The sequence below is a fragment of the Chitinophaga sp. GbtcB8 genome, assembly GCF_019091455.1.
Classification (GTDB): Bacteria; Bacteroidota; Bacteroidia; order Chitinophagales; family Chitinophagaceae; genus Chitinophaga.
The window spans coordinates 716,036-729,655 of sequence record NZ_JAGXJN010000001.1 but is presented as its reverse complement, the minus strand read 5'-3'; the positions used below and the strand labels follow the sequence as shown (position 1 = coordinate 729,655).

General features: G+C 38.8%; 15 protein-coding genes and 1 tRNA gene (1 of these 16 running past the window's edge). 6 read left to right on the top strand and 10 right to left on the bottom strand.

Annotation, left to right across the window (positions count from 1 at the left end; all coding sequences use genetic code 11):
- Window positions 1-419 precede the first annotated feature (419 nt).
- From KVT36_RS02995 to KVT36_RS02975, 5 genes are all read left to right on the top strand, one after another.
- Complete coding sequence (locus tag KVT36_RS02995) at window positions 420-1,373, top strand: hypothetical protein (RefSeq protein WP_217601991.1); 954 nt, start codon at window positions 420-422, stop codon at window positions 1,371-1,373.
- A gap of 135 nt (window positions 1,374-1,508) precedes the next feature.
- Window positions 1,509-1,796, top strand: a complete 288-nt coding sequence (locus tag KVT36_RS02990; RefSeq protein WP_217601990.1) for a helix-turn-helix domain-containing protein — start codon at window positions 1,509-1,511, stop codon at window positions 1,794-1,796.
- 11 nt (window positions 1,797-1,807) lie between these two features.
- Window positions 1,808-2,725: a toprim domain-containing protein gene (locus KVT36_RS02985; protein ID WP_217601989.1), complete on the top strand. Its 918-nt coding sequence runs from the start codon at window positions 1,808-1,810 to the stop codon at window positions 2,723-2,725.
- A gap of 292 nt (window positions 2,726-3,017) precedes the next feature.
- The gene (locus KVT36_RS02980) at window positions 3,018-3,410 is read left to right on the top strand and encodes a hypothetical protein (protein WP_217601988.1); all 393 of its coding nucleotides are present in this window, start codon (window positions 3,018-3,020) and stop codon (window positions 3,408-3,410) included.
- A complete protein-coding gene (locus tag KVT36_RS02975) occupies window positions 3,395-4,702 on the top strand; it encodes a relaxase/mobilization nuclease domain-containing protein (RefSeq protein ID WP_217601987.1) in 1,308 nt (435 codons plus the stop codon). The genes KVT36_RS02980 and KVT36_RS02975 overlap by 16 nt, the downstream gene beginning before the upstream one ends.
- A 147-nt stretch (window positions 4,703-4,849) precedes the next feature.
- On the opposite strand, the gene KVT36_RS02970 is transcribed toward KVT36_RS02975, so the two are convergent.
- The 9 genes from KVT36_RS02970 to KVT36_RS02935 form a co-directional block, all read right to left on the bottom strand.
- The gene (locus tag KVT36_RS02970) at window positions 4,850-5,671 is read right to left on the bottom strand and encodes an HNH endonuclease (protein ID WP_256449933.1); all 822 of its coding nucleotides are present in this window, start codon (window positions 5,669-5,671) and stop codon (window positions 4,850-4,852) included.
- A gap of 17 nt (window positions 5,672-5,688) precedes the next feature.
- On the bottom strand, window positions 5,689-6,249 hold the full coding sequence (locus tag KVT36_RS33115; protein ID WP_368669992.1) for an AAA family ATPase: 561 nt from the start codon (window positions 6,247-6,249) through the stop codon (window positions 5,689-5,691).
- Between the two features lie 3 nt (window positions 6,250-6,252).
- Entirely contained in the window at window positions 6,253-6,780 is a 528-nt protein-coding gene (locus KVT36_RS02965) for a hypothetical protein (protein WP_217601985.1), read from the bottom strand.
- On the bottom strand, window positions 6,755-8,032 hold the full coding sequence (locus KVT36_RS02960) for a hypothetical protein (protein WP_217601984.1): 1,278 nt from the start codon (window positions 8,030-8,032) through the stop codon (window positions 6,755-6,757). Before KVT36_RS02960 ends, KVT36_RS02965 begins: the two co-directional genes overlap by 26 nt.
- A 28-nt stretch (window positions 8,033-8,060) precedes the next feature.
- Window positions 8,061-9,059, bottom strand: coding sequence for a radical SAM protein (locus KVT36_RS02955; protein ID WP_217601983.1), 999 nt, complete (start codon window positions 9,057-9,059; stop codon window positions 8,061-8,063).
- On the bottom strand, window positions 9,046-9,690 hold the full coding sequence (locus KVT36_RS02950) for a DUF4186 family protein (RefSeq protein WP_217601982.1): 645 nt from the start codon (window positions 9,688-9,690) through the stop codon (window positions 9,046-9,048). Before KVT36_RS02950 ends, KVT36_RS02955 begins: the two co-directional genes overlap by 14 nt.
- A gap of 11 nt (window positions 9,691-9,701) precedes the next feature.
- A complete protein-coding gene (locus KVT36_RS02945) occupies window positions 9,702-11,216 on the bottom strand; it encodes a helix-turn-helix domain-containing protein (protein WP_217601981.1) in 1,515 nt (504 codons plus the stop codon).
- Window positions 11,217-11,226: 10 nt separating this feature from the next.
- Window positions 11,227-11,451 carry a DUF4160 domain-containing protein gene (locus tag KVT36_RS33110; RefSeq protein WP_217601980.1) on the bottom strand — a complete coding sequence of 75 codons (225 nt, stop codon included), beginning with the start codon at window positions 11,449-11,451 and terminating at the stop codon, window positions 11,227-11,229.
- Window positions 11,452-11,796: 345 nt separating this feature from the next.
- A complete protein-coding gene (locus KVT36_RS02935) occupies window positions 11,797-12,114 on the bottom strand; it encodes a hypothetical protein (protein ID WP_217601979.1) in 318 nt (105 codons plus the stop codon).
- Window positions 12,115-12,505: 391 nt separating this feature from the next.
- Between KVT36_RS02935 and KVT36_RS02930 the strand changes: the two genes are divergently transcribed.
- Window positions 12,506-12,757, top strand: a complete 252-nt coding sequence (locus KVT36_RS02930; protein WP_217601978.1) for a hypothetical protein — start codon at window positions 12,506-12,508, stop codon at window positions 12,755-12,757.
- A gap of 837 nt (window positions 12,758-13,594) precedes the next feature.
- On the opposite strand, the gene KVT36_RS02925 is transcribed toward KVT36_RS02930, so the two are convergent.
- Window positions 13,595-13,620: transfer RNA gene (locus KVT36_RS02925), tRNA-Lys, on the bottom strand; it runs 55 nt beyond the window's last position.

Here is a 13,620-nt window from a genome sequence, read left to right as displayed (position 1 = left end):
CCGACAGTACGGAGTTTATATTTCGAATCAAGGTCGTTAGATAAATTTCTATGTTGTTTCAGTTTGTATGCTGCAATTTCTACCTATAGGCTATCTGAGTTGAAGAAGGAAAACGCTATTCTCATCATAGATGAAGTATTTGATTATTTGAATGACGCCAATCTAATAACTGCTCAGTATTATATAACGACTTTAATTGCCAAATTTAAAAATGAAGGCAGGAAGTTATTCCTGTTTATCATGACACATCTAAATCCATATTATTTAAAAATTTTTGCTTTCCTGACCCAAAGGTTTACTATCTCAATAAAAGCACTCCCCATATTAATAGAGGCTATTCTCATGGAGATTCGGACAAAAATATATTTCATGTTTTATTAATCCCCCGCTTCCCTCAAATCCATTTTATATTGGTACAAATGAATGCTACTTTGTGTGGCCTGGAAACGCGTAAAAAATCCTACAAGGACTTTTTGGGTTTGCCGACTGACTTTTATTTTAGTAGTTTTAGAGACAAGGCTTTATTTAACCTGGAAAAATTGTGCGATATGATTTGGATGAAAAGGATTTTTTCCAATATGTTCCTACGAAACATGCTAAGGGATTTTGGCTTTCGTACCAGTTCCTCTAATAATCACGGCCGTTTTACTCCCTACTTTCAGTATAAGATAGGCTCATACCAAGAGGATTATTATTTGTACTTTCCTGAAGAGCCGTATAAAAGGCAGTATAAAAACGAGATTTTTAATAAACTGCCATGGTATGATAAGGAGGAGATTTTTAAATACCTGGAGTTTCATTACCAAGCTTACGAAGATAGCGAGGGCTTTTTACATTTCCTTTATTGTGAGCTTTCTGAAAGATTGGAAAGAAAATCCCGGGATGGAACCCGTTTAAAATTGCAATCAGCGTTGAACTGGGTAACCGAGAAGAAACAAGAAAACCAGGCTCACCAGATACTTCCTATTCCACAAAAACCAAAGCAAGGTATACAGGCTATCACCGAAAATGGGCAAGACGATATTTCAGAAAAGGTTTCTCCTGAAAAAGATGAACTTGCTCAATGGGTAACCAGCTTTCTTCCAACCGGTGACATTCAGCTAAATAATCATAACCATCTGGAAAAGCTGGTACAGGTTTTCTACCTGCTACAGACAACTAAAGCACCTGATAGAATTGCAAAGAGTGAACAGATATTCAAGAAGTTTCCGAACCAGGATTTAGCATCCATTCTATTCTTACACTTTGATGGGTTCAAGGACAAGAAAATTAATACTATAGAAAAATATATAAAAGAGTGCCGGGATAGATTGAAACCCGAAAATATCAAAGTCAAAAAATTAATCGAGGCACTGGAAGATTTCTTTTACTAATCGCTTATTTATCCCTTTTCACTTAACTATACCACATATAACCAATTATTACTCAACCTATAAAAATCCATGACTAATCCATCATTGACTTCCTTCCTTCTCTAAACCACATTTGTGTCCATAAAATAAATTTATATGGACACTTTATTTATTCCAAATGAGAACGATTTCCGCAAGTGGATCAGGGAAGCTGTGCTAGAATGTATGGGGAACAACGTTATCAACAGTGCCCAACCACCCGCTGAATATGAAGAGCCATTACTTTCAAGGAAAGAGATTGCAGGCATTTTCAGAATATCCCTGGTTACCCTCCATGATTGGGTAAAACGCGGGCTGCCCCGTCATAAGCAACGGGGACGTGTTTACTTTCTCCGCTCCGAGGTGCTGGATTATGTGAAGAAAAACCGTCAACGCTCATTTTAAATTCTGCCGCTATGAATTCTCAAAAATTGTCAATTGCCCAGGCGAAGCAAATTGACCTGGTAGACTATCTTTTTTCGCTTGGGTACAAACCAGAGAAAATAAGAGGATCGGACCACTGGTATCATTCACCACTAAGAATTGAAAAAACACCGTCCTTTAAAGTCAATCGGAAGATGAACGTGTGGTTTGACCATGGCATCGGGGAAGGTGGTAATATTATTGACTTTGGTATTTTGTATCATAATTGCTCCGTTTCTGAATTATTGGAAAAGTTGCAATCGTCTTTTTCTTTTCACCCGCCTTTGGACGCAGCTCCTGTTTTAGCCACCCACATCGGTGGGCCAGAGCTTGCGGCTGAAAAGAAAATAAAAATACTTTCATACTCCCCTATCACTTCTCCTGCACTTTGCTACTATCTGCGGCAAAGATGTATTTCTATTTCCATTGCACAAGAATCATGTTATGAGGTAAGGTATGAACTGGCCGGCAACCAGTTTTATGCCATCGGTTTCAAAAACAATTCAGGTGGATTTGAGTTGCGTAACGCAAATTTCAAAGGCAGCAGCTCACCAAAAGATGTTACACTTATCGACAATCTTAAAAAGGAGGTGGCTGTTTTTGAAGGGTTCTTTTCCTACCTGGCTTACTTGACTAAATATCAAAATGAACCGGCACTGACAAATTTTCTTGTACTCAATTCTCTTGCTTTCTTCAACAAATCCCGGCATGTCATGGAAGCTCACCAGCAAATTCATCTCTTTCTTGACAGGGATACCGCAGGGATGAAGTACACTGAACAGGCATTAAAGTGGAGCAATAGGTACATTGATAGGAGTGAATTTTACCAGCATCATAAAGATCTTAACAGCTGGCTTATACGATATGAGCATAGTAAAAAACAAAACCAGGCAAAAGGCAGACACTTATAACACCCTTCTAATAGCTATTTAATAACGCACATATGCATGAATTGGTCGCCCAGGGCTTGCGCTCTATGGATTAACCCAAGGTGCCTGGAACCGCACCTTGCAAGATGTCCGTTTGTCTGACAAACGGGTTCCCCCAATTTGCTCCGGAGTCGCAGGGGATGGTTCACCAACAGCATGCAGCCGATATTTTTGCCATCCGGCAGATTAAAATGGGAACTACCCGGCACCGTGTTTTGTATCTGGGCAAGAACCTGATTGGTACAATATTTTTAACTGAGAAAATGGAATTGTGATGAAAGATATCAAGTCAAACCGGACCCGACGAGTGACCTTACGATTCACACCGGAGGAATTTCAGCAAATAGAAAAACACTTCCATACTGCCACATCCCGCAAACTAAGCGACTTCCTGCGCAAAGTTATAATGGGGGAAAAGGTTGTGAATTATACCAGAAATCAATCAATAGATGACTTTTTGACGGACATGGTTTTGCTACGCAACCAGTTAAGTGCTATTGGCAACAACTTTAACCAGGCGGTTAAAAAATTGAATGCAGTTCGGCAAGTTCCTGATATTTTACCCTGTTATCTTGAAGCCAGGCAACAGTATAAACCCATATCGGCCAAGATTGATGAAATAAAATCCAGCATAAATAAACTTTCAGATCTATGGTTGCACGGATAAAAAGAGCAGATAGCCTCTCCAGAACACTCAACTATAATGAAAAGAAAGTTCAGCAAGGTGTGGCTGAAAATATTATGGCGGTGAATTTTTCGAAAGATTTGGAGCACCTGAACTTCTACGACAAGTTGAGATTTCTTGAGCACCGGGCTTCCTTGCGTGAAGAAGTAAAAGCAAATAGTGTACATATTTCGCTCAACTTTCACCCCGAAGATCTGCTGGATAATGAAAAAATGAAACGAATTGCCGTAAGCTATATGCAGATGATCGGGTTCGGGAACCAGCCCTATCTTGTATACAGGCACAATGATGCGGGCCACCCGCACCTCCATATTGTGACTACCAATATCCGGTCAAATGGAAATAAAATTGACATGCACAATATTGGCCGCAATCAGTCAAGAATAGCGTGTGAAGCCATAGAAATGGCCCACCGGTTAATAAAGGCAAAGGGGCGGCATCAACAAGACTCGATGTTACTGCGACCTGAACATGTATTGGCTGCAGTTTACGGGAAATCGGAAACCCGACGCGCTATTACCAACGTCCTGGACCATATATTAAAAGTGTATAAATTTTCATCACTTCCGGAACTGAATGCAGTTTTAGCATTGTATAATATAAAAGCCGACCGAGGTGCCGAAGATTCACGAATGTATAGGAATAAGGGATTACTTTATCGGGTACTTGATAAACAGGGTAATCCTATCGGCGTCCCAATTAAGGCTAGTGCCATTCATAATAAGCCAACATTGGCTTTTTTGGAAAAAAAGTTCTCGCAGAATCGTTCTCTAAAGCTTTCCAAACACAGGGAGCATATCAAAACATGGATCGATATAACCCTCCTCAGGGATCCCAATGCCTTGTTAGAAGACTTGAAGGTGGCGCTGGCAAGACAACAAATTCATATCGTGCTAAGGGAAAATAAGCGAGGAGATATTTATGGAATAACCTTCATTGATCTTCGAAATCATACCGTTTTTAACGGAAGCGACCTGGGACGAGACTATAGTGCCAAACGCATTATGGAAAGGTGCGGTGAAATAAACGACCCTATCGGGAGACAAACCCCTCACCGGCGAGTTACAACGAAGGGTATTAAATTATGGCCCAACCCGCCTGAAAATAAAAATACTCACTACTTTGTATTGACAAATGACCTTAGTAAAAGCATTGGCGAACTGCTGAAATTTTGGCTGGAGCCTGTACCGGATTATTCAAATTATGTGTCTTACGAGTGGCGTAAGAAAAGAAAAAAGAAGAAAAAAAGACAGTCCCAATCATTGGGATTATAACCTCCAGTAACTCAAGCCAGAATAGGAATAATTGTTCAATCCGGCGATTCTCCAAAGCAACTTGCTCTACGATGGAGAAATTTAATTGTCCTTTGGTTTTATAAGGTAGCAATCGACATTATAAACCTGTTAAGCTACTTCTCTTCATTATTTCTCCGGAAACGGAGGTATGGGGAAATCAGAAGAATATTTGCTAGTCACATATAAAGGGCTTCGGTGCTGATGCTCTTCAAGCCAAGATAAATAGCCGTCCAATGAAGGTCCACCAATATTGATTGCAAATTCGTAGCCTTTAAGAACAATTATAAAATACCATTCTTCCAATTCCGTCACAAGAATATCATATTCATAAAGCATCCCGGTTGTCGTACCATCATTTAGAATAAATGGAGCATCTTCAGCATAAATTTTTCTTACGTGGTAATTCCAAATTATGTTCTCCGAGTTATATCTCACATACTTTCTCAAAAGATCAAATTGCTCGTCATTGATAAGATAATTTAGACCGTCTATATTTTTGGTAAGCCGCTGTGCAATAGCCTCCAACGCCATTTTTCCTAAAAATCGCGCAATTATTCTGTTTGTTTTATCTGGTTCTTGAACATACGGGACAACAATGTAGGTTACTTTACCGCTTTTCACCGCATCAAATGAAGCAGGATCTAACCGAAGTGTGGCTGGCTGCCCCCTTTCCAATATCACCTCCGCTTCATAGTTGGTGTGTGGGATAATTGCCTTTCCCTTTGGTATCCGTTTTCTTTTGGATTCTATTTTGTTCCTGTGGCGTAAGCTCTTAAAGAAATCCTGGTCAAGCAGCTGCTTTTCGATCTTGATAGAAAAGTAATTATTACAGGTATCGCAGACAATCCCCTGTGGCAGTACATTTCTTTTATTACCTAGTGATTCCGGCACAATGTGTTCAACACTTTTTGACATTGAGGAATCTCCTTTACAAAAAATACATCTCATCCTATTTCAGTATTGGATTAAAAAACGTCTGAATTGAAATATTCTATAATAGAAGATATTCTGGTACTTAGTTCATTAATATCTATCACATCATTTTCGATAAGGACGTCGCACTTTTCCTTCAGGAATTTTATTTCTGACTCAACTATATGATTTTCCATTAATTCGAATTGATCAAATGTATACTCCTCAGGAGAAAAATGGTTTCGCTCGCAGTACCGTAGGTACCTAGTCATGCTACTAGCATCGACGTAGATAAAATGGCTATTGGCGCTGAGTTTCTTCAAGAAATCAAAAATTATCTTATGCCGCACTCCTTCAATAAGCACCGTCTTTTTACCTGTCATCCCATGATTGAGCACGCTTCTTAAAAAAGCCTCAGGATCTCCATGAATGAACGAGTTTCCCAAGTCCTGTAAGGACGGTTTGTCTGTAGGCAAGTTATTCTCAATACTATAATCGTATAAATATTTGCCAAATGACACAACATCTACAATAACAAACTCTTGTATCATCCTAGTCACCGTTGATTTCCCTGAACAAGTGGGACCAATAATGCCTATAAGTGTGTTTATCATTTTTTAGGTTTTAAAATCAAATAATGTATTAGTAAATCCAGGCCTTATAATGGCCCATGCTGTCCGGTCACTTTTATCAACTTCAATCGGATCTATTCTATGGACAGATGTTATTTCGATAATTGTAAGAAAGTTGCTAACCTTTTTACTCTCTAAAAATTCCGGGTCGATATTCCAACATGCATTTTCACTATACAACTTCTCAAGTTCTTCAACCTTTGAGGGGTTTAAATTTGAATAATAGTTCACACTTTTAACAAAGAACACCCCTAGTATCGGCCCACCAGTTCTTTTCACAAGCACTATGTCGTTCTTAAAAACTTTCCTGTAAGGAATAACGTTATTTACTGAAAATCTGGATTCAATCTTCTTCTTCCCATTGAAGAGTAAGCTTAAAAACGGTTCACTGAAAATCGCTAGATGTATACTTACTTGTTCGGCTTCAAAACTCGACTTCAGCTGAATCGAACTCGTATTACTTAAAGTCAGCTTGTTCATAACATCCTTAATCAGTTTGTCTTTCCATTTCATAATAGATCCAAGTTATAAAGTCCTTATATTCCCGCTTTTCGAGATCAGCGATGATTGTCATAAATTTTTCTACACTTCGGTAGTCCTGGGTATCTTCATATTTCCCCTGAGTAAGTAATTCCAGATTGTGTAGGAATCTTTTCGGATGATTCACTGCAAATATCCTGTTACCCGAGGTCATCATATTCGCAAGTTTTCTTTTCTCGTGGCGCGCACTCACCGTCGGAAGAATATCATTGGGCACAAGGTGCGAAATTTCAAGGGCACCATCTTCGCACGAAACGACATCATTCTGATTCTTCACCCGAATCCTAACAGTATTATATTCTTTTTCAATCCAACTGTTTTCCTCAATAACAATCGTTGGTCTACTTATCTTAACCTGGTCAATTTTTCGAAAAATTGCCAGATCACCATTCCTCCAGAATGGCAGAATGTCAGTAATGCCAGCTGCCCGAAGCGCGTTAAACTCAAAGAAAGGCATCGAATATTGGAGCTGTTGAGGGGCAAGTGTTTCCAAGCAAAGCCCCAATTGATTACAATATGAAAACCAATCAATTCTTTCCTCAGGAACACTGGGTCTTGTATTGATCGGAGGCAGGCTAATTATGACAATGCCGCCAAGTTCTGTTTTACTTGCAGCGAGCCACATAAATTGTTTAAAGTGCTCAGTATACCAAGGCGGGTCCATAACAACGCAGAAATGGTCACTGATTGAAGCAGGCTCAATCTTGAAGATATCCGCTTCGTAAATATTAAATCGTCTCTTATCTGTTATTTGTGTTGTTAACGATTGTACAATGGGCTTATTTCGCTCAATTAATGTTATTTGGTTCGGCACGTCCTTTTGAATTGCTGTTGCAAAAAGGGTTGGCATGCCGAGAAGGAGTATTTTATCATGGGGGTTATTTATTTCCGTCAACCGATTGAGTAACCGATGAAGGCTTTTAGTTGAGTTTCGCCATTCAAAATCCAGAGGATGTGGTGTTTTTAGAAAATCAAAATACCCCATGTACTTTTGAAGAAATATCTTCTCATCATTGGGATAGAGTTCCAGGTTCTTGTTAGTGCTAACCTCTTTGATGACCCAATAACCGTCCATCGACACCACAAGTTCTTTTTCCACAAGCTGCCGAAGGATTCTATTGACAACTGTAGGATCCAACCCACTTAAATTTTTACTAATGTACTCGAAGGTTCTCGGTTGACTACAGATCCTTAAGATAGCTTTTTCCAGATATGCTTCGTACATAGGAAGGGTTTTGAGGTTGATAAAATAGTTAGTTCAGGGGGATATCAGTTATTGGCAAGGCCAGTAAATTATCTGGGAATCTTTTTCGTAGTTCGTTTTGCCAAATGGCAATCGCTTTTTGTTGTCCTGTCAGCAAATCCTGCTGGTCGTAATCTTTCCTATCTTTTGTTGGACTAAATTCATAAATTTTCAGGGGAACAATCCTTAAAGGCAGGTTGTAGTGGATTCGCTGAATTTTATCCAGGAAAACTGGTACATCGTTCTCGAACTTTGTTGCCGATGGAGATGTAAGTGTAATATAGCCATAAAGGTCAATACCTAAATCAAATAGTCTCTTAAACAAATGAAACTGATTATCAAAAAGCTTTCCTTCGGACTTTGTATTGATGATGAATGACTCCTCATTGATCCCCTTAAAGCAACAAACCCTGGCATACCGTTGGTAAGTGCGAACAAGCTCTATTTGTTCTGCAGAGAGATATTGCCAAAAATAATCATTGCTTAGGTTATCATCGGACCAAAGAAAAATTTTATCCTCCAGGTTTCTATTTCGAAGCGTTTCCATCATCCATGGGATCCATTCCGGTGTAAGATCGGGTTGTCCCCCGGATAGATCAATAATTAAGGGTCTGTCATTTTCTGCCAGGTACAGATCAATGAGATCATCACAACTCAAGAATTCGGAATAACGTTTGTCACCGTTTAGAAGTTTAAAGTCTACATAACAATACCAGCATCGCCAGTTGCAAATAGAGTTCTGAAATATTTGAGCGCGTACCTCTGAATCGTCCGGCAACTGAAGATACTTGAGTGCAGGCACGATAGGAAGAGGATTAACTGGCCAATCCGTAGACCTGCGAAGTTTAAAGTGCCTGACTCTACCAAAGCCTTTGCAATTTGCAGGTTCAGTAAGATCCTTTTCCTGCTCGCTGCCAGAATAATTGCTTATGAGGATTTTCCTATTGACGATGTCAATCCCCTTGCCTCTTAGCTTCGCAGAGTATTCGTCTGTCTTAATTAAATTCACGTGCTAGCTTTTTTACTTGTTCTTCATCAGTAATTCCTTCTTTTGTTAGGCCCGGTATTCTCCTAGCAATATATTTCATAACCAGTTCAGCGCAGTATTCCAGTTGTTCTTCTGTAAGTGGCACTTCCATATTAATATTATGCCATGTTTCCAGACATTTGCGACAGCAGGTGGCAGTAGCGTGTTGCGCATAATTGACAATCTCATCCTTACCCATTGGCGTTTGCCGGCCATCCATAAAATAGTTGTATTTGCCTATCCTCGCTTTTAGCAGCTTAAGCGCAATGGCTTTTGTGGTATCGTATCCATTTGCAAATGTTTTTTCGAGAGCATCTTCCTGAATAGGCGTATGCCAGAAAACATGCCTGATTATTTCGGACTGCAGTGATTCGAAAATAAAGTCCACTTCCTTCAATCCACCTTTATGAATTCTCTCCCAGTCGATAAGGTCTGCACCACATTCCTTGCAAACTCGTTCTTTACCAAATTTCCTGATGCTTGATTTCTTCTGACTGTAACAATGAAATCCCTCACTACACTTCGTAGTGCCACATGTGATATCCAGTACTGTAAGATCAGTTATCTTTATTTCTTCCGGCACTACTCTTTTGAATTTCTTTCTTTCTTTCATTTTAAAAAGATTTAGTTTTCTATTGCTGTTGCCAGCAAATTCCTATCAATTGGATCGATGGTTTGCAACTGTATTCTTTCTTTTAGGACCTTCGCAGCAATAGAAGATGGTGAAGGAGAAATCTTTTGAAAGGACTGTGCAGTACCCCACCAGTTTTTTCCACCTAACTGCAAGCGAAAGGCCAGATAGTTTGCCAGATAATCCGCCGGAATGTTTTCATCTTCGGAGATTTCAGTCACTGCCTTTTTCAGGGATTCCATCCTGTAGTCTGCTAATTGCAAACATCGATTGATTAAACCTTCCGAGTTCTTTTCAAATATAAATTGATTAGAAAAGGTATTTGCCTCTGCTTCTTCCGGTGAGTCGTTTTCATAAGGATTCAGTTCGCTCATTTCGACAATTGAAGTATTGGGCTTCTCAAGATGTGCGAAAACGTGATAAAGTTCATGAAGCAAGTCGAATGTCCATCTCGCATGAGATTCTGTCTTTTGCTTCAATACGATTACATGATTATTGTCGATATTCCAAGATGCTCCATGAAATATTCCGGAATCATTTAACGGGATTACCGGAATACCGAGATCCCAAGCAAAGTTTACAAGGTTTTCGAATTCTATTGTACGATACTTCTGTAGAAATATCTCTTTACAATCTTCTAGACTTTCTGGATACTCCAAAGAAGGCTCTTGTATATTCGCCTTCCTGACAATATTAGCTATATAATAAGCATAGTGTGAATAGGCTTTTATTTGTGTTATATTACCTTTAGATGGTGTCTTGAAATAGGCAAATTGTGCCGGGCTTTCAACAAACTCGAAATCATTTTCTTTCCAGATTTCATTTTTGTCCCAGCCAAATATCCTGTTCAGATAAAAGGAAACCTCATCAGCAAGAAGTGAAGGAATCTTGTCCAGTTTGGATTCCAAAATTTGCAGAATTTCAGCCGGTAATATTTTTCTCACAAGTGTTGCATCAATACCTGCTTTATTTAACTTTCTTAAAATTGTTTTGAAGCTACTAGTTTCCCTTTGCCTTTCAGAAGCCAATTCTTCGTTAGCCAGGTCCTTAAGAGTGTATCCCATAGCAGCGAGTATTTTTCTCAACGTGGCAAAGCTCACATCAGTATAACCCTTTTCTATTCTTGTGATGGTTTGTGGAGTAACTCCTGCCCTTTCGGCTAATTCATTGCTTTTAATCCCTTTTCTCTCCCTTAAATTTTTCAGTCTTGCACCTACCTGCTGAGCATGTTCTTCCGCTTTTGCCGCCATTTCCTTGGCAAAATCCGGGTCAGTCAATACTCTCAATCTATCCCAGGGAACAACTATTGTATCCTTATTCGAGTCGAAATGCAATTCATATTCATTATAGGTAATTAGAATAGCATTGACTGGATCGGATCCTACTGGCAGTACCTTTACAAGGGGCAGGTTGATACTGTCGCCATTTCGAAAAACGGCCACCAATTCATCGCCGTCCAGCTTGGCTTCTCTTATTTTTTGGTAGTTAAGTTCATCCCACTTTTTCATAAAATTCTTTTTAGTGTGTCTTTGGATTCATCTGGTCGAAATAGTCGCACAACTCATCCAGTTTGTCTTCAATCATCTCCCTTTCCCCTTTTGAAAGAGGAGGTCCAGTTAAAATTATGAATGTTGGTAGGGTCACTCTTGTGACAGTACCATCAGCTCTTTCTACATGGCAATGTGGTGGTGGATGGTCACCGGCGTATATTTTTATCTTGACATGTTTGGTCCCAAAATTCATTAATCTGAAGTTTACACACAAATAAATATTCTTTCGTATTCATTGATGTAAATATAATTAACATTTATGTTAATAAAATAGAGAATTGTGCTTTATTTTATCATTTTTATAATTTGTATACAATATCAATAACTTATACGTAAAATTAATTAGGTATATGAAAGCTAGATACAGATTATGCCTGAAGCACCTTCCTTTGATCTCGCGTTAGAAAGGAGAAGGTACCTGGGACCATTAAAAAAGAAGTTGCAAATTTGAATATAGGGGAAGCAAACGCAGCCGAAAGATTATTTGGAATGCTTGATGCTTAAACAGGGCTGGCAAAATATGCTCAACTTTTAGAATTCACCCCTTACGCTTCCCCTTTCCCTTCTTGGCCTTTCTAATAAACCTTAACATCACATCAAACTCCACCTTAAACAGTTCCGCCATAAAGTCTATTTCATCTAATGTAAACAGGCCCGGATTAGCCACTTTTTTGGGAAATGCGTAAAATGATATACCTAATAAGGTCTGTAGGGTTGTCCTGGCTACAATGGCAAACAGTTGCTTAAAATCGTCCATTGTTTCGGACAGTAAAGCATTTTTGACAATGTTAATCTTGTCCTTGCCTTCTTCGGTTTCGGTTAGCTCCGATAAAAGTTCGTCATACGTTTTAGCCATAACGCTATATAATATGCGAAAAGATAGTAGAACTACGATAAAAATCAATAAAATACTTATTATTCAAATAAATATACTTATACATCTAATTTTTATACTTTGAAATCAAATATTTTACCTTACCTTTGTTCTATGCAATTAAGCATTTAAAATATAAGTTTGCGAATCTTCTAACTGATTTGAAGCATTCGCTTAAATTCTCGTCTTAGGAAACGGCCAATTTTCAAAAGGGAACGAGAGGATAAGTGAAGTGCCCATGTTATAGCGTGGGCCCACTTACCCGTTCCCAAGGCGCTTGGCCGTGCCTCTAAGACGGTAAGTTGTGGCCTGCGCTTTTTTTATGCGTACCCCATAGCTTACCATTGTCTTAAATGATTTAAATGTCTCAATAATGAAGCAGACAATAGATCCAGGCCCTGGTAATATGCTAAAAGATATTTATTCAAGATTGATAGCCTTCCCAATTTTTTTTAGAGATCATGTAGGTCAGGAGTGCCTATGGAGCACGCCCACTTTCTATCGTAAGATGAGAGATGTCACTATCCTGAGTAATGCGGAAAAGGAAAAGATAATAGCGGTATTTGATGAAGCATTTGAAGAACTATGGGATTATTGTGAAAAGTACCGTAATCATAACCGATAAAGTACCCTTTGCATTATTCTGAAAAAACTATTACGATGGATGGGCTTTACATTGAAGACAATTAATATAGAGTAGGGATAATAGTATTTTATAAGATAGATATGAACATAATATGCATTTGGCAGAGCTGAGAGCTATTAGTTGATTAATCAAGCCTGTAAACAAAAGTCAGGATTGCTGATATTATTAAGCAGGTATTTCAATATATATAAGAAGTTCTTTGACATATTGGTTGAAACTTAAGTCTTTTCTTCCAAAGAGATTAGCATAAGTTTTAATAGGCATAGTAAAGGAGTGAGACAATAATCATAATACAACCAGGTCTTTACCTGGTTTTTATAATACAAAAATATGGGGGCAATCGCTGCTCCCATACCCCCAGGTGGGGATACAAACAATGAACAGAGGAATTGTTGTTGCTGATTCAATTATTTGGAGCAACCGGTGAATCTTGGTAATTGAAATGTTATGTGTATGGGTAGTAATTGAGATAACAGCAGATAGGAGTTTTCTGCTCAATTTGTGCGTTTGTCTTTGTGGCTGCTGATTTTTCTGTTTTATTATTTGTATCCCCGCCTGGGGGTTCAGGGGTATGGTGCGCCCCTGAATTTTTGTATTAAACGTGCTTTTACACTTAGTTAAATAAATGGAGAATGGATTGATGGGGTTTAAGGTAATTCAGTAACTTTATAACAATAGTAAACACCTTCTTTTTCAAAAGCTCTTTTAAACACTTTCGTAGGATTGCAAAAGGCCCAGTAACCTTAGTGTTTGCAAATTGTTTGCAAATTTTAAAGGGTTCCAACCTTCAACCGGCTGAAACCCTTTACCACTAAGTGACCCCGTAGGGACTCGAACCCTAG